The sequence below is a fragment of the Pseudaquabacterium terrae genome (assembly GCF_013266755.1).
GTDB classification, from domain to species: Bacteria; Pseudomonadota; Gammaproteobacteria; order Burkholderiales; family Burkholderiaceae_C; genus Pseudaquabacterium; species Pseudaquabacterium terrae.
Window position 1 is genome coordinate 138579 of the sequence record NZ_JABRWJ010000001.1, and the last position, 14042, is coordinate 152620.

18 protein-coding genes are annotated in these 14042 nt (G+C 69.7%); 8 read left to right on the forward strand and 10 right to left on the reverse strand.

Features of this window, described 5'->3' with window-relative positions; genetic code table 11:
• Positions 1-34: 34 nt before the first annotated feature.
• The 5 genes from HLB44_RS00655 to hpaH are packed head-to-tail and all read right to left on the reverse strand — an operon-like array spanning position 35 to position 5156.
• On the reverse strand, positions 35-1027 hold the full coding sequence (locus tag HLB44_RS00655; RefSeq protein WP_173119567.1) for a 2-dehydropantoate 2-reductase: 993 nt from the start codon (positions 1025-1027) through the stop codon (positions 35-37).
• Positions 1024-1971: a fumarylacetoacetate hydrolase family protein gene (locus HLB44_RS00660; RefSeq protein WP_173119569.1), complete on the reverse strand. Its 948-nt coding sequence runs from the start codon at positions 1969-1971 to the stop codon at positions 1024-1026. The genes HLB44_RS00655 and HLB44_RS00660 overlap by 4 nt, the downstream gene beginning before the upstream one ends.
• On the reverse strand, positions 1968-2843 hold the full coding sequence (locus tag HLB44_RS00665; protein WP_173119571.1) for a DODA-type extradiol aromatic ring-opening family dioxygenase: 876 nt from the start codon (positions 2841-2843) through the stop codon (positions 1968-1970). Before HLB44_RS00665 ends, HLB44_RS00660 begins: the two co-directional genes overlap by 4 nt.
• 11 nt (positions 2844-2854) lie before the next feature.
• Positions 2855-4327 (reverse strand): aldehyde dehydrogenase family protein, encoded by a 1473-nt coding sequence (locus tag HLB44_RS00670; protein WP_173119573.1) that lies wholly within the window; start codon positions 4325-4327, stop codon positions 2855-2857.
• 25 nt (positions 4328-4352) lie between these two features.
• Positions 4353-5156, reverse strand: coding sequence for a 2-oxo-hept-4-ene-1,7-dioate hydratase (gene hpaH / locus HLB44_RS00675; RefSeq protein WP_173119575.1), 804 nt, complete (start codon positions 5154-5156; stop codon positions 4353-4355).
• 82 nt (positions 5157-5238) lie between these two features.
• Here hpaH and HLB44_RS00680 point away from each other — a divergent pair, with 82 nt between their 5' ends.
• The 7 genes from HLB44_RS00680 (at position 5239) to cadR (ending at position 8805) form a co-directional block, all read left to right on the forward strand.
• The gene (locus tag HLB44_RS00680) at positions 5239-6192 is read left to right on the forward strand and encodes a LysR family transcriptional regulator (RefSeq protein ID WP_173119577.1); all 954 of its coding nucleotides are present in this window, start codon (positions 5239-5241) and stop codon (positions 6190-6192) included.
• A gap of 5 nt (positions 6193-6197) precedes the next feature.
• A complete protein-coding gene (locus HLB44_RS00685) occupies positions 6198-6683 on the forward strand; it encodes a tellurite resistance TerB family protein (protein ID WP_173119579.1) in 486 nt (161 codons plus the stop codon).
• A gap of 31 nt (positions 6684-6714) precedes the next feature.
• Complete coding sequence (locus HLB44_RS00690; protein WP_173119581.1) at positions 6715-6957, forward strand: CopG family ribbon-helix-helix protein; 243 nt, start codon at positions 6715-6717, stop codon at positions 6955-6957.
• A complete protein-coding gene (locus tag HLB44_RS00695) occupies positions 6947-7231 on the forward strand; it encodes a type II toxin-antitoxin system RelE/ParE family toxin (protein WP_173119583.1) in 285 nt (94 codons plus the stop codon). Before HLB44_RS00690 ends, HLB44_RS00695 begins: the two co-directional genes overlap by 11 nt.
• 46 nt (positions 7232-7277) lie before the next feature.
• Entirely contained in the window at positions 7278-7967 is a 690-nt protein-coding gene (locus tag HLB44_RS00700) for a penicillin-insensitive murein endopeptidase (protein ID WP_173119585.1), read from the forward strand.
• A 68-nt stretch (positions 7968-8035) separates the two neighbouring features.
• On the forward strand, positions 8036-8293 hold the full coding sequence (locus tag HLB44_RS00705; protein ID WP_173119587.1) for a hypothetical protein: 258 nt from the start codon (positions 8036-8038) through the stop codon (positions 8291-8293).
• A gap of 59 nt (positions 8294-8352) precedes the next feature.
• Complete coding sequence (gene cadR, locus HLB44_RS00710) at positions 8353-8805, forward strand: Cd(II)/Pb(II)-responsive transcriptional regulator (RefSeq protein ID WP_173119589.1); 453 nt, start codon at positions 8353-8355, stop codon at positions 8803-8805.
• A gap of 16 nt (positions 8806-8821) precedes the next feature.
• Here the strand turns inward: cadR and HLB44_RS00715 are convergent, their stop codons facing one another.
• From HLB44_RS00715 to lysM, 3 genes are all read right to left on the reverse strand, one after another.
• Entirely contained in the window at positions 8822-9712 is an 891-nt protein-coding gene (locus HLB44_RS00715; protein ID WP_173119591.1) for a hypothetical protein, read from the reverse strand.
• A gap of 118 nt (positions 9713-9830) precedes the next feature.
• Entirely contained in the window at positions 9831-11012 is a 1182-nt protein-coding gene (locus HLB44_RS00720; RefSeq protein WP_173119593.1) for an acyl-CoA dehydrogenase family protein, read from the reverse strand.
• Positions 11013-11102: 90 nt separating this feature from the next.
• On the reverse strand, positions 11103-11609 hold the full coding sequence (gene lysM, locus HLB44_RS00725; RefSeq protein ID WP_173119594.1) for a peptidoglycan-binding protein LysM: 507 nt from the start codon (positions 11607-11609) through the stop codon (positions 11103-11105).
• A 152-nt stretch (positions 11610-11761) separates the two neighbouring features.
• Between lysM and HLB44_RS00730 the strand changes: the two genes are divergently transcribed.
• The gene (locus HLB44_RS00730) at positions 11762-13210 is read left to right on the forward strand and encodes a DUF4139 domain-containing protein (protein ID WP_173119596.1); all 1449 of its coding nucleotides are present in this window, start codon (positions 11762-11764) and stop codon (positions 13208-13210) included.
• A 17-nt stretch (positions 13211-13227) separates the two neighbouring features.
• On the opposite strand, the gene HLB44_RS00735 is transcribed toward HLB44_RS00730, so the two are convergent.
• Together HLB44_RS00735 and HLB44_RS00740 are read right to left on the reverse strand one after the other, a co-directional pair.
• Positions 13228-13401: a hypothetical protein gene (locus HLB44_RS00735; protein WP_173119598.1), complete on the reverse strand. Its 174-nt coding sequence runs from the start codon at positions 13399-13401 to the stop codon at positions 13228-13230.
• An 84-nt stretch (positions 13402-13485) separates the two neighbouring features.
• The gene (locus tag HLB44_RS00740; protein WP_173119600.1) at positions 13486-14031 is read right to left on the reverse strand and encodes a histidine phosphatase family protein; all 546 of its coding nucleotides are present in this window, start codon (positions 14029-14031) and stop codon (positions 13486-13488) included.
• Positions 14032-14042 lie beyond the last annotated feature (11 nt).

Sequence of the window (14042 nt, forward strand, 5' to 3'; positions counted from 1 at the left end):
CATCAACTGCCGCCTGGAGTACGCGGCCCTTGTCTCAATGTTCGGCCGGCGGATACAGCCCGCGCACGCGACCGAACAGGCGCGCCAGGCCGAGCAAGGCGCTGGTGTGCGGTGTCGGCACACCCAACCGCGCGCCGATCTCGACCACCGCGCCGACGATCGCATCGAGCTCGAGCGCGCGGCCCGCCTCGACGTCCTGCAGCATCGAGGGCTTGAAGGCACCGAGCTTCGCGGTGACCGCGTGGCGGTCTTCCGGCGTCTGCGCGATCGGGCAGCCGATGCGCGCGCCGATGGCAGCGGCTTCGCGCATCGCCGCCGAGCAGAAGCTGCGCAGCAGCGGGTCGGCGAGCACCTGGTCGACCGTCGCGCCGGTCAGCGCGGCCACCGGGTTCATCGTCAGGTTGCCCCAGAGCTTGTACCAGATGTCGTAACGGACATCGGCCGAATGCGTGAGCTCGAAACCGGCGTGGGCGAGCAGATCGGCGACGCCTTGCGCACGCGGACTGCGGCCGCCGGTGGGCTCGCCGACGATCAGGCCGTGGCCCATGCGGTGTTGCACCCGGCCGGGCTCCGGCGACGAGGTGCTGGCATGCACGACGCAGCCGATCAGCTGCTCGAACGGGATCGCGCGAGCGATCAGGCCGCCGGGGTCGACGCTCGCCAGCGGGGTTTCGCCGATGCCCGGCTGGCGCTGGCAGAACCACCACGGCACGCCGTTCATCGCCGGCAGCACGAGCGTCTCGGGCCCGAGCAGCGGCGCGATGCTCGCCGCGACCTCCGCGAGGGCCGGACCCTTGACGGCGATGACCACCAGGTCCTGCGCCCCGAGCTCGGCTGCGCGGTCGCTGGCGCGCGCGGGCGCCGCGATGCGCTGGCCGTTGATGTCGAGCCGCCAGCCGTGCGTGCGCAGTGCGTTCAGCGTCGCGCCGCGGGCGAGCGCCGACACCTCGGCGCGTCCGGCCGCCGCGAGCCGCGTGCCGATGAAGCCGCCGATCGCGCCGGCGCCGGCGATGCAGACCTTCGTCATTCGTGTCCTCGCTGCGCCCTGGCTGCGCGCAGGTTGTCCTTCAGGTATTCGGCCACGCGGGAGTCGTTGCCGAGCGCGACTCGCCGCACCTCGGGGCTGTCGGTGGGCGCATGGCCGACGTTCAACGCCGCCGCGCGCGGCGCCTCGATGGCCGTCACCGTGCCCATCAACCGGCCCAGGCCGGTGATCTCGCACTCGACCACATCCCCCGGATCGACGGAACGCGAATGGCAGGGCGTGCCCATCAGGATGACGTCACCGGGCAGCAGCGTGATGTGGCGCGCGATGTCGGCAATCACGTAATGCGGGCCCCAGATCGTCTCGTCGCCGATGTGCGCCTGCTGCACGATGCGGCCGTTCACGAAGGTGCGCAGCGTCTGCTCGAACAGGTTGACGCCACGCACCAGCCCCGGGCCGATCGGCAGCAGCGTGTCGGCACCCTTGACGCGCAGCATCGAGCCCTGGTCGGTGTCGCGGAAGTCCTGCAGGCCCATGTCGAGCGCGGGGCAGAAGCCTTCGATGAAGTCCCAGGCCTCGTCGGGCGTAGCGTTGCGGCAGGTGCGGCCGATCACCACTGCGTATTCACCCTCGTAATTGAGGTAGCTGCAATCGGCGGGTTTGAGGATCTGGCCGCGGTGGCCGTTCAGGGCCGTCGTCGGTTTCATGAAATAGGTCGGCGTCGCGGTCGGCTTCGGCGCGTTGCGCGTCTCGATGCTGCGCGAGCTGTACGAGATGTGTACCGCGATGATCTTGCTCGGCGTCACCGGGGGCAGATAACTCGCTTGTTCAGCGTCGATCAAACGGCCGTCGTCCAGCCGCAGCTGCGTCGTGTCGTCCTGCATCGTGCCCCAGAACGCGCTGCCGCCGATCAGCACGCGGCGGCGCTCGATGCGCGGGCCGCGCATCACCGCGGGCAGCTCGCGCAGCGGAAACTCGAAATTCATGCGCCTGCTCCCGCAAACCAGATGTGGACGTTGCCGGTGCCGCGCGCGTTCTCGTAGTCCGACAGCACCTCGCCCTGGGCCGTGCAGGCGGCCCCACCGAGCGCGCCCAGCATCTGCAGGTAGTGCGCGCCGAACGCCTCCCAGGGCAGCTGGCGGTACTCGTCATTCCAGCGCTCGAGGATTGCGGCGTGGCGGCCTTGCTGCATCAGCGCGATCGCACCCTTGTCGCTCGTGACGTTCTCGGGCCGCGAGACATTGCTCTCATGAAAGATGCGCGGATGATTCGGCTTCCAGTCGATGTTGTTGAACTTGTGGCTCAAGGCGCCCGAGGCCAGCAGCAGCACGCGCAGGCCGCTGCGGCGAATGGCTTCGCCGATCACCTCGCCCGACTTCAGGAAATGCGGCCAGTCGCAGTTCTGGCACGCGCTGACGCTGAGCACCGGCGTGTCGCTCAATTCGAAGCGCAGCTGCTTGACCAGGTTGATCGTCGGGTAGTGGCGGCCGAGGCCCGGATGGCTGATCGCACGGTTGTAGCCGCCCTGCTCGCGCGACACCGCTTCGATCTGGAACGCCAGCGCCGGATGGCCGCGGTAGTCGTACGGCACACCGTGCAGGTACCAGGGCATTTCCTCGGACACGTACATGCCGCTGTAGCGCGCGCCGGCGTCGACCAGGTGATAGCCGGTCGTGAACCAGTGCGTGTCGAAGACGATCACGACATCGGCCCGCGCGAGCTCGATGCGCTCACGCAGCCGCGCATAACCCGCAATCAGATCGGAGTCTTCGCCCGCACCCTGCAGGCGGCGGAACTCCTCGCATTGCATCAGGCCCGGATGGTGCGAGACCAGCGCGGCGCCGACGATCTGTCCCATGTCGAAAATCCTTATCGATGGCTGAAGCTGGCGCGGAAGGGTTTCTTCGGCAGGATGACGTCCTTGACGTCGCAGAAGAACTCGAAGCTCCAGTCGCCGCCTTCGCGGCCTATGCCTGAGCGCTTGATGCCGCCGAACGGCGCGGCGAGATCCCGGATGCCGAAGCTGTTGACCCAGATGAAGCCGGTGCGCACGCGCTCGGCCACCGCCGCCGCATGCGCCGTCTCGCCGTAGCAGACGCCGCCCAGGCCGTAGTCGGTGCCGTTGGCCAGCGCGATCGCCTCGTCGTCGCTGGCGAAGGTCTGCAGCGTCAGCACCGGGCCGAAGACTTCGTGCTGCACGATCTCGCTCGCCTGCGCCACGTTCGTCAGCAGCGTCGGCTGGTAGTACTGCGCGCCGAACGGATGGCGCTGGCCGCCCCACAGCAGCTCGGCCCCGCCTTGCAGGGCGCGCGACACGAAGCCCTCGATGCGCTCGACCTGGCGCGGGTGGATGATCGGCCCGACCTCGGTTCCTTCGTCGCGTGGATCGCCGATCATCAGCTTCTCGACGGTGCCGCGCAGCGCCGCGACGAAGGCCTCGGCGATGCGCTGGTGCACCAGCAGGCGCGTGCCCGCCAGGCAGACCTGGCCGGCATTGCGGTACATCAGCGCAGCGGTCGCGGCGGCGTTGTGAAGGTCGGCGTCGTCGAGCACGATGAACGGGCTCTTGCCGCCGAGCTCGAGGCTGCAGGGCACGAGGTTGGCGCCGGCCGCCTGCGCGATCCATTTCGCGGTCGGCACGCTGCCGGTGAACGAGATGCGGGCGATGCGCGGATCGCTGACCAGCTTCGCGCCGGTGTTCGCGCCGCTGCCCTGCACGACGTTGAAGACGCCCGGCGGCAGCCCCGCGGCGTCGGCCGCATCGGCCAGCAGCGAGCAGGTCAGCGGCGCCCACTCCGGCGGCTTCAGGATGCAGGTGTTGCCCGCTGCCAGCGCCGGCCCGAGCTTCCAGGTCGACAGCATCAGCGGTGCATTCCACGGCGTGATGATCACGGCGACGCCGGCCGGATCGTGGCGCACGCGGTGCTCGGCCTGCTCGGTGTGCAGCGTGCGGTCCTGCAGCCGCAGCGCATGCTCGGCGAACCAGCGGATGTTCTGCACCGCGCGCGGCACCACGCCATGGCGCATGCGCGACAGCAGCACGCCGGCATCGTTGCTCTCGAGCAGGCAGAAGGCATCGGCGCGGCGGCCGATCTCGTCGGCGAAGCGGTCGAGGAAGGGCTTGCGCTCAGCGGCGCTCAATCCGCTCCACGCGGGGAAAGCACGCTGCGCGGCGCTGATCGCCGCGTCGACATGCTGTGCGTTGCCTTCGCACACCGAGCCCAGCACCGCCTGGTCGATCGGCGAGCACAGCACGAAGTGTTCGTCCGATCCGACGCGGCGGCCGTCGATGTAATGGTCGGGCGAGACGGCGAAACCGGCAACGTCGAGCATTCGGTTCATGGTGAAGGACTCTTGCAATCTGCTATCAGACAAAACGCACGGAGATCGAGCCGAGCGGGCCGTAGTCGGCGTGGAACACGTCGCCCGCCGCGCAGGCCACCGGGCGCGTGAACGAGCCGCCGAGCACGATCTCGCCGGCGGCCAGCCCTTCGCCGTGCGCATCGAGCTTGTTCGCCAGCCAGGCGACGCCGTTGGCCGGGTGGTTCAGCACCGCGGCGCCGAGCCCCGATTCCTCGATCACGCCGTTCTTGTGCAGCAGCGCGCCGGCCCAGCGCCAGTCCACCGCATCGGGCCGCATCGGCCGGCCGCCGAGCACGATGCCGGCATTGGCCGCGTTGTCGGCGATCGTGTCGAGCACCTTGCGCGGCGCCTTCGTCACGCGGTCGAACTGCTCGATGCGCGCGTCGATCAGCTCCAGCGCCGGCATCACCCAGTCGGTGGCGGCCAGCACGTCGAGCAGCGTGTGGCGCGGGCCTCTCAGCGGCCGGCCGAGGATGAACGCGAACTCGACTTCGAGGCGCGGCACGATGAAACGCGCGGCCTCGACCTCGCCGCCGTCCTTCAGCAGCATGTCGTCGAGCAGCGTGCCGTAATCCGGCTCGGTGATCTGCGAGGCGATCTGCATCGCGCGCGAAGTCAGCCCGATCTTGTGGCCGATCACGTGGCGGTCGGCGGTGCGCTCCAGCGCCATCCAGGCGCGCTGGATCGCGTAGCTGTCGGCCATCGTCATGTCCGGATGGCGCTTCGAGAAGTGCTCGAGCTGCTCGCGCGTGTCGCGGGCCTGGCGCAGTTCGTGCGCCAGGGCGGCGTGAAGGGAGGTGTCCAGCATCGGGCCAGTGTCGGTGCCGGCCGCACCACGGCACAAGCAATCGATTCGACGCAATCTTCAAGCGCAGCTTGATAATCAGGCGATGCCCTTGACCCGCTTCACGCTGCGCCAGCTCGAAGCCTTCGACGCGGTCGCCGACCTGCACGGTTTCAGCGCCGCGGCCGAGCGGCTGGGCCTGAGCGCGCAGGCGGTGAGCCAGCTGGTGGCCGAGCTGGAGGCGGTGCTCGGCTTTCGCCTCTTCGACCGCACGACGCGCCGCGTCAGCCTGAGCAGCGCCGGGCGTGACTTTGCCGCCTCGGCGCAGACGGTGCTGCGCCACGCCGCCGCCGCCGAGACCGCCGCCGCCGACGTGCGCAACCGCGCCGCCGGCAGCGTGCGCGTCGGCGCGCCGCTGGTGCTGGCGGCCACCGCGCTGCCCGCGGCGATCAAGGCCTACGCGGCGCTGCGGCCGAAGGTCGCGGTGCGCATCCGCGACATGCCGGTCGAGCGGCTGGTCGACGCGGTCGCCGCCGGCGACGTGGACCTGGGGCTCGGACCGGACCGCGCGACCGGCTCCGACGTGGCCGCCGAAGACCTGTTCGACAGCCCCTGGGTGCTGTGGTGCGCGCCGACCCATCCGCTCGCGCGATTGCGCCAGGTGCGCTGGCGCGAGTTGGCCGAGCACCCACTCGTCGCCGCCGGCCGCGACCACGAGCGCAACGTCGCGCAAATGCGCGCCAACGCGCCGGAGGAGTCGCGCATCACGCCGGTCGACATCGTCGACAACATCTCCACCGCGCTCGGCATTGCCGCGCAGGGGCTGGCCGCGACGCTCGCGCCGGCCTACGTCGGCGTGCTGGCGCAGACGCTGGGCCTGGAGATGCGGCGCGTGATCGATCCGGAGACGGTGCGCAAGGTGTGCCTGTATCGGCCGCTCGGGCGCACGCTGTCGCCGGCGGCCGAAGGCTTCGCGGAGCACCTGGCGCTGTGGGTGGCCGGCTGGGGCAAGGCCAAGCCCTCGGCACGCAGCGCGCAGCGGCGCCGTGCCATCATCTGACGACGATGCTGAAGTCCCTGAAAGACCTGTTCGACAGCCTGCTGCCCGCCACACCCCAGGCCGACCCGCGCGCCGCCGAACACGCGCTGCAGCTCGCCACCGCGGTGATGCTGGTCGAAGTGATGCGCGCCGACGCGAGCTTTCACGCCGGTGAGCGCGAAGCGGTGCTGGCGGCGCTGCGCGACAAGTTCGCGCTCGGCGGCGACGAAGCGCAGCGCCTGGCGGAACTCGCGGAGACCACCGCGCAGCAGGCCACCGACCTGTTCGCCTTCACCTCGCGCATCAACGAGCGCTTCGAGATGCCGCAGAAGCTGTTGATGATCGAACACATGTGGCGCGTCGCCTATGCCGACGGCCATCTCGCCGACCACGAGCGCCACGTGCTGTGGCGCATCGCCGACCTGCTGCATGTGCCGCAAGGCGCGTACGTGCATGCGCGGATGCGGGCGCAGGCGGCAACAAACGAGCAGGGTGCACGCGGCCAAGCGTAGTAGGATGTACACATCAGCGCACGGAGTTGCCATGTCCACGACGATGACGATCCGCCTCGAGGACGAGGTCAAGGAGCGACTCGACCGCTTGGCCGAATCCACGCAACGCAGCAAGTCATTCCTCGCTGCCGAGGCGATTCGAGAGTTCGTCGAGAACAACGAGTGGCAGATCGCAGAAATCCACGCCGCATTGGGTGAAGCCGATGCCGGTGACTTTGCCAGCGACAAGGACGTCGCGACACTCGCCAAAAAGTGGAGAGTGAATGCGGGTTAGGTGGCTGCGCACGGCGCTGCGCAACCTCGACGATGAGGCTCTCTACATCGCCACCGATGACCCGCAGGCGGCTCGCTTGGTCGTCGAACGCGTCCTGTCAGCCGTTGCAACGCTTGCCGAGCAGCCCGGCATCGGCCGGCCGGGCCGCGTGCCCGGAATGCGCGAGCTCGTCGTGCTGAATACCCGCTTCATCGTTCCGTACCGCGTGCGCGGCGACAGCGTGGAGGTGCTGCGCGTGTTCCACACATCGCGCAGGCTTCCGAAGCGCTGGTAGGTGGCTCCCCGCCATGACGGGACTCGGCCGCGGACCTGACGGGCGCATGACGCGGCAAGGGCTGCTGCTGGTGGCAGCAGCAGTTGTGTCGCCGGCAGACCTCGCCGCCGACAGCCAATGCTTCGGCACCGTCGCCAACGGTCGGCTCGAACGCGGCGTCCAGCTGCCGCCGAGCGGGAAGAACTTCAGCGCCTACAGCACGCTGGCCGTGGCAACCGGACGCACGCACGTTCACTCGAACGTTGCCGAGATCGTCACCGCGGCCTATGCCGCGCTGCAAGCTGAGCAGCCGACGACGGTGTTCGTCTACGGCGAAACCGGCTGGCCATCGGGCGGACGCTTCCGGCCGCACCGCACGCATCAGAACGGCCTGTCGGTCGACTTCTTCGTGCCGGTGCGCAACCAGCAGGGCCGATCGGTGCCGTTGCCGACCGGTCCGAGCAATCGCTTCGGCTACGACATCGAGTTTGATGCCGAGGGGCGCTTCGGCGAATACGTGATCGACTTTCCCGCGCTTGCCGAGCACCTGGTCCAGCTGCACGTCGCGGCACGGGCGCGCGGCGTGCAGCTGGCACTCGTGATCCTCGATCCGCGCTACCTGCCCCGCCTCTTCGCGACGCCGCGCGGCGCGATGCTGCAACGCACCTTGCCGTTCAAGAAGGGAGCGGCCTGGGTGCGGCACGACGAGCACTACCACGTCGACTTCGCGCTGCCTTGCAAGCCGGCCCTCAGCTGACGATGCTACGCACTCGCAGGCACAACGCTTGCCCAACGTAAGCCCTCGTAAGACGCCGGAGGGAAACCATGCAGTACCCGTCGACCTCTGCCGCCGAGCCGCAGGCGGTGCTCAGCTTCGTGAATGGCGATGTCTGGGTCGGCCGACCTGACCTTCCGGGCGGGCGCCGCTTCCGCAGCGTCTTCGGCCACGTGGTCGAGGTGCTCGACGACGGTCGGGTCCGGCGCGTCGGCGCCCAGCTGAGCTACGCGCAGCCGTGGCTGCTGGTGAATGCGCCGCTGGAGCGCGTGATCGAGCGCGCATTGGGAAGCGATCCGGAGGGTTGACAGATACTGTGGGACCGGGCGGCGGCGAATCCGCATGCGCCCTGACGAGAGCCCCACCCATGCGCATCGGCGACCTCGCGAACGCCACCGGCACCCCTGTCGAGACGATCCGCTACTACGAGCGCGAGGGCCTGCTGCCGCCGCCGCGGCGAGCCGACAACAACTACCGCATGTATTTGCCGCTGCATGCCGAACGGCTGGCCTTCATCCGGCAGTGCCGCAACCTGGACATGACGCTCGACGAGGTGCGCACACTGCTGCGCCTGCGTGACGCACCGGGCGAGGATTGCGGCGAGGTCAATGCGCTGCTCGACGAGCACATCGAACACGTGAGCCATCGCATCCGCGAGCTGCGGCGCCTGCAGCAGGACCTGAAGGCGCTGCGCGCGCGCTGCAGCGCGGCGCACGCGGTGGCCGACTGCGGCATCCTGAACGAGCTGGACGCCACCAGCGCAGCAACGGCCCGCGGCGACGCGACACCGCCGCGCAGGCACGTGCGCGGAGCGCATTGAGGCGGCCGGCCGCCGCCTACCGCGCCGCGAGATAGGCCGAATACAAGGGCCAGCTCAAGTCCCGCAGCGCCTCGCGCCGCTGCACCACCGCATGATGCTCGCCCTCGCGCTCGAGCCCGAGCAGTTCCAGCAGCAGCCGCAGCGCGCGTTCCGGTGCGCTGTCCTGCGCGGGCGGGGCGCCGGCCAGGCCGGGCTCCAGGTCCGGCCGGTCGATCAGCAGCCAGGCCGGGAACCAGGCCAGGTCGCTCTCGTCGCCTTCACCGTCGAAGGCCGCGGCGAAGCGGCGCACCAGCTGGCACAGCAGCGGGTCGGGCACGGTGCGGCGCGCCAGGTCGGCCAGCGCCGACGGCGCCAGCCACGCGAGCTCGGCGACGATCGGCCAGCAGGCCCCCAGGCCGTAGGCATGCAGCCGCGCTTCGGCCATCCACGCCAGGGCCTGCGGGCGGCGGTGCCAGCCCTCGATCGTGGCCACCGCACTGGCCGCGGCCTTCCAGTCGCGCGCGCGCAGCCACAGCGGCGCCGGGTGATCGAGCGGCCGCTCGGGCTGGAACTTCAGCATCTCGGCGCGCTGCGCCAGGTCGCGCCACAGCGGCGCGAGCCAGTCGGCGGCTTCCTTGCCGAACACCCGGGTGGCGGCGGGCGCGATGCGCTCTTCGATTTCGCGCCGCGCGGCAGCGAGCGCGTCGTGGTCGAGCAGCATCTCGTGGCTGCATGGCAGCAGTGTGTCGGTCAGCAGCCGCAGCGCCGGCAGCGCCGCGTCGTGCGCAAACTCCTGCGCCAGCTGCTCGCAGGCATGCTGCGCTGCACCAGCATCACGCCGATCGATCGCATGCTGCACGTCATTGCGCAGCGCAACATCGCGACTGTGCTCGAAGATATCCAACTGCGTCGGCCGCTCGAATGTCACGTTAGGCCCCCCTTGTGACGTCGAGGCGGCGCCGCGTGGTCGACGCGGACCGCCGGAGTGGGAAACGCATGCTACCCAAACTGGTGCGCCGTGACGTAAACCACGCGCCCGATAGGCGTTACAGGTTGCGCGCGATGACCTCTCGCATGATCTCGTTGGTGCCGCCGTAGATGCGCTGCACGCGGGCATCGGCATACATGCGGGCGACCATCGTCTCGGTCATGTAGCCGTAGCCGCCCCACAGCTGCAGCAGCTCGTCGAGCACGCGGCCCTGCGTCTCCGAGCCCCACAGCTTGGCCATCGAGGCGGTGGCGGTGTCCAGCGTGCCGGCGACGATCTGCTCGACGCAGCGATCGATGAAGGCGCGGCCGACCAGGATCTGCGTCGCCGCGTCGGCGAGCTTGAAGCGCGTGTTCTGGTAGGCGGCGATCGGCTGCCCGAAGGCCTGGCGCTCGCGCACGTAGGCCAGCGTTGCCTCGTAGGCGCCTTCCATGCCCGCCAGCGCCGCGACGCCGATCAGCAGCCGCTCGTACGGCAGGTCGCTCATCAACTGGAAGAAGCCCTGGCCGGGCGCGCCGCCGAGCAGGTTGGCGGCCGGCACGCGCACGTCGTCGAAGAACAGCTCCGAGGTGTCCTGCGCTTTCATGCCGAGCTTGTCGAGCAGCCGGCCGACGCGAAAGCCGCGGCAGCCGGACTCCAGCCCCGGATCGTCGGCGGACGCGCGTTCGGTGTCGACGATCAGGATCGACGTGCCGCGCGCACCCTGGGTCGGATCGGTCTTGCAGACCACCAGCACGACGCCGGCCAGGTAGCCGTTGCTGATGAAGGTCTTGCTGCCGTTGAGCAGGTAGTGCTCGCCGCGCAGCTCGGCGCGCGCGCGCACGCCCTGCAGGTCGGAGCCGGCGCCCGGCTCGGTCATCGCGATCGCGCCGACCAGCTCGCCGCGCGCCAGCCGCGGCAGGTAGTGCCGCTTCTGCGCCTCGGTGCCGTGGTTCAGGAAGTAGTGCGCGACGATCGAGTGCACGGAGGTGCTCATGCCGGTCAGCGCGCGGCGCGCCATCTCCTCGTCGAACACCGCCTCGTGGCGGAAGTCGCCGCCGGCGCCGCCGTGCTCGGCCGGGACGTCGGTGCACAGGAATCCGAGCTCGCCGGCGCGGCGCCAGATCGCATGCCCGACGTGGCCGCGCCGGCGCGCCGCCTCGTCGCCGGGCAGCACCTCGGCCTCGATGAAGCGGACCACCGAGTCGCGAAAGGCCTCCAGGTCCGGGTCGCTCCACGAGCGCGTGAATTGCAGCGGCATGGCCTCGCACCTCCCGCGCGGTGATCGCGCTGAAGTGCGAGCTTAAGCCCCCTGACGCCTCGACCGCCCGGCCGGGCGGACCGCCAACCCTCACGCAGCCGGTACGCGCAGCACCTGGCCCGGATAGATCTTGTCCGGATCCTTGAGCATCGGCTTGTTGGCCTCGAAGATCTTCATGTAGGCGTTGGCATCGCCATACATCTGCTTGGCGATCTTCGACAGCGTGTCACCCGCGTTGACGGTGTACAGGCGCGACGGCGGCTCGGTCGGCGCGGTGGCCGTTTCCTGGGCGACGGTCAATTCATCGCGCACGAGCTCGACGCCGTCGATGTTGCCGCAGGACAGCACGACCTTCTCGCGCGTCGCCTGATCGGGCACTTCGCCGCGCACCTCGACCGTGCCGCTGGGGCCGTCGAAGCTGACCTGCAGGTCCTTGACCTGCAGTTTCTGCAGGCGGATGTACTCGGCGATCGAGCGCGCGGCATTGGCGCTCATGCCGCCGCCGGAGGGCGCTGCCTCCGCGGCCGGCGCCGCTTGCGCTTCCTTGCCGCCGAACAGCTTCTCGCCAGCGTTTCTGAGGAACTTGAAGAGGCTCATGCGGGGTCTCCGGAGTCAGTCGTTCGTGAACACAGGCGGAGGGCAACCGGCGTGCCCGTCGCAGTGCAGCCCGGCCATCGTTAACCCCGGTCCCGCGACTCCCACGTGCAAGCAGGGAGCCCACCCCGGCTTGCCTTCAAACGGGAGAACCCATGCCAACGGCCTCCACGCTGCCCTTCGCGCTCGGCGCCCTTGCGGCGCTCGCCATCGCCCTGCCCGCGGCAGGCGCCGTGCCTGAGCGCCGCAGCACGCTCGACGACCAGCAATCGATCGCCGTGACGATCTACAACGAGAACCTGGCGCTGGTGAAGGACGTGCGCAGCGTCGTGCTCGATGCCGGCGCGAACAGCCTGGCGCTGCGCGATGTCAGCGCACAGATGCAGCCGAAGACCGCGCTGCTGCGCGGCCTGACCTTTCCCGGCGGCTTCGAGTTGCTGGAGCAGAACTTCGACTTCGACCTGCTGACGCCGGCCAAGCTGCTCGAGAAGTACGTCGGCCGCAAGGTCGGCATCGTCAGGATCCATCCGACCACCGGTGCCGAGACGGTCGAGAGCGCGCAGGTGCTGAGCGCCGCGCAAGGCCTGGTGCTGAAGATCGGCGAGCGCATCGAGACCGGTGCGCCCGGGCGCATCGTCTTCGACGGCGTGCCGCCGAACCTGCGCGACCGGCCGACGCTGGTGACGCAGCTGCAGAACAAGCGCCCCGGCGCGCAGACGGTGGAGCTGTCGTACCTGACCGGCGGCCTGTCGTGGCAGGCCGACTACGTGGCCGAACTGAGCGCCGACGATGCGACGCTCGATCTCAACGGCTGGGTGTCGCTGACCAACCGCAGCGGTACGAGTTATCCGAACGCCCGGCTGCGGCTCGTCGCCGGCGATGTCAACCGCGTCAGGGAGGAGCTGCGCGTCGCCAAGGATGCGATGCGGCAAGTCGCCGCGGCCCCGGCGGCCACCGGGATGGCGCAGGAGTCTTTGTTCGAATACCACCTGTACACGCTGGGCCGCGCGACGACGATCGCCGACAACCAGACCAAGCAGGTCGCGCTGCTCAGCGCCGCCGGCGTGCCGGTGCGCAAGGAGCTGCTGCTGTCGGGCCTCGGCCACTACTACAGCGACAGCGTCGGCGAGATCGGCAAGAAGCTGAAGGTCGGCGTCTTCGTCGAGTTCGCTAACCGCGAAAGCGCACGGCTCGGCCTGCCGCTGCCCAAGGGCGTGGTGCGCGTCTACAAGCGCGACAGTGGCGGCCATGCGCAGTTCATCGGCGAGGACCGCATCGACCACACGCCGAAGAACGAGACCGTGCGACTCAAGCTGGGGGATGCCTTCGACGTCACGGCCGACAAGGGTCAGACCGACTTCAAGCGCCGCGAGCCGACCAACAAGGCCAGCTACGTGTTCGAGAGCGCCTACGAGATCGTGCTGCGCAATGCCAAGGCCGAGAGCGTCGAGGTCACCGTGCGCGAGCCGGTGCCGGGCGACTGGACGATGCTGCAGGAGTCTCATCGCCATGCCAAGGTCGCGGCCGGCACCGCCGACTGGAAGATCAGCGTGCCGGCGGGCGGCAGCACGACGCTGAAGTACCGGGTTCTGGTGCGTTATTGACGCGGCCACCGAAGCCGTCAGGGCAACTGGCCGGGCCGGGATGCCTCATCTGCCGGCACCGATTGTTCCTGGCGCGGCCGCGTGGCCCGCGGCGGCGCGAAGGGCGGCGGAAAGCCGACGAAGGCGAGGAAGATCAGGATCGGAATCAGGCAATAGAACAGCGGCCGTTTCCAGTACAGGTCGATCCTCATCGTCCTCGCAACGTGGGTGCGGCGCGGTCGTCTTCAAGGGGATCGAGAACAAGCCCGGGTTTGCCCCCGAAGCGGCAGACACGGCTAGAGGCAACCGTCGGCCGCCGGCGGATCCGCTTCACCATAACGAAAGCGCACGAGGGGGCTGCGCGCCGCCGCAAGCGTCAGGACGAAGGCGTGCCCATAACTCGTCTCGCACAGGGACGGCAGCGCCGGTCCGCCGAGCGCGGCGATGATCGCGGGCACGGTATCGCCGTGTCCGACGACGAGCACCGTTCCGCCTTTCGCCCGCACGGCCTGCACCACTTCGACGACATGGGCCGCGCCTTCGCCGCGCCGCACGGCGATCACCTGCGGCTCGATGCCGAGCAGGCGCGCCAGCGGCCGCGCGGTCTGCTGCGTGCGGCGGTAGTGCGTCGTGATGATCGCGCTCACGCCGGCTGATTCGAGCGCCTTGGCCAGCAGCGCGGCGCGCTGCTCGCCGGCGGGCGACAGCGCCACGTCGCCCGCCGGCTCGGCAGCCTTGTCCGCATGGCGCACGAGGATCACGAGCGAAGGCTCGGCCGCTGCGGTCGTCGTGATCAGGGCCGCGGCGGCCAACGCAACGATGCGCGAATGCGGTGCTGTCATGCGGACTCCGT

Excerpts from the sequence above, each read along its gene's own strand:
- HLB44_RS00655 (WP_173119567.1), bottom strand. The coding sequence starts at position 1,027 with ATGACGAAGGTCTGCATCGCCGGCGCCGGCGCGATCGGCGGCTTCATC.
- HLB44_RS00660 (WP_173119569.1), bottom strand. The coding sequence starts at position 1,971 with ATGAATTTCGAGTTTCCGCTGCGCGAGCTGCCCGCGGTGATGCGCGGC.
- HLB44_RS00665 (WP_173119571.1), bottom strand. The coding sequence starts at position 2,843 with ATGGGACAGATCGTCGGCGCCGCGCTGGTCTCGCACCATCCGGGCCTG.
- HLB44_RS00670 (WP_173119573.1), bottom strand. The coding sequence starts at position 4,327 with ATGAACCGAATGCTCGACGTTGCCGGTTTCGCCGTCTCGCCCGACCAT.
- hpaH (WP_173119575.1), bottom strand. The coding sequence starts at position 5,156 with ATGCTGGACACCTCCCTTCACGCCGCCCTGGCGCACGAACTGCGCCAG.
- HLB44_RS00680 (WP_173119577.1), top strand. The coding sequence starts at position 5,239 with ATGCCCTTGACCCGCTTCACGCTGCGCCAGCTCGAAGCCTTCGACGCG.
- HLB44_RS00685 (WP_173119579.1), top strand. The coding sequence starts at position 6,198 with ATGCTGAAGTCCCTGAAAGACCTGTTCGACAGCCTGCTGCCCGCCACA.
- HLB44_RS00690 (WP_173119581.1), top strand. The coding sequence starts at position 6,715 with ATGTCCACGACGATGACGATCCGCCTCGAGGACGAGGTCAAGGAGCGA.
- HLB44_RS00695 (WP_173119583.1), top strand. The coding sequence starts at position 6,947 with ATGCGGGTTAGGTGGCTGCGCACGGCGCTGCGCAACCTCGACGATGAG.
- HLB44_RS00700 (WP_173119585.1), top strand. The coding sequence starts at position 7,278 with ATGACGCGGCAAGGGCTGCTGCTGGTGGCAGCAGCAGTTGTGTCGCCG.
- HLB44_RS00705 (WP_173119587.1), top strand. The coding sequence starts at position 8,036 with ATGCAGTACCCGTCGACCTCTGCCGCCGAGCCGCAGGCGGTGCTCAGC.
- cadR (WP_173119589.1), top strand. The coding sequence starts at position 8,353 with ATGCGCATCGGCGACCTCGCGAACGCCACCGGCACCCCTGTCGAGACG.
- HLB44_RS00720 (WP_173119593.1), bottom strand. The coding sequence starts at position 11,012 with ATGCCGCTGCAATTCACGCGCTCGTGGAGCGACCCGGACCTGGAGGCC.
- lysM (WP_173119594.1), bottom strand. The coding sequence starts at position 11,609 with ATGAGCCTCTTCAAGTTCCTCAGAAACGCTGGCGAGAAGCTGTTCGGC.
- HLB44_RS00730 (WP_173119596.1), top strand. The coding sequence starts at position 11,762 with ATGCCAACGGCCTCCACGCTGCCCTTCGCGCTCGGCGCCCTTGCGGCG.
- HLB44_RS00735 (WP_173119598.1), bottom strand. The coding sequence starts at position 13,401 with ATGAGGATCGACCTGTACTGGAAACGGCCGCTGTTCTATTGCCTGATT.
- HLB44_RS00740 (WP_173119600.1), bottom strand. The coding sequence starts at position 14,031 with ATGACAGCACCGCATTCGCGCATCGTTGCGTTGGCCGCCGCGGCCCTG.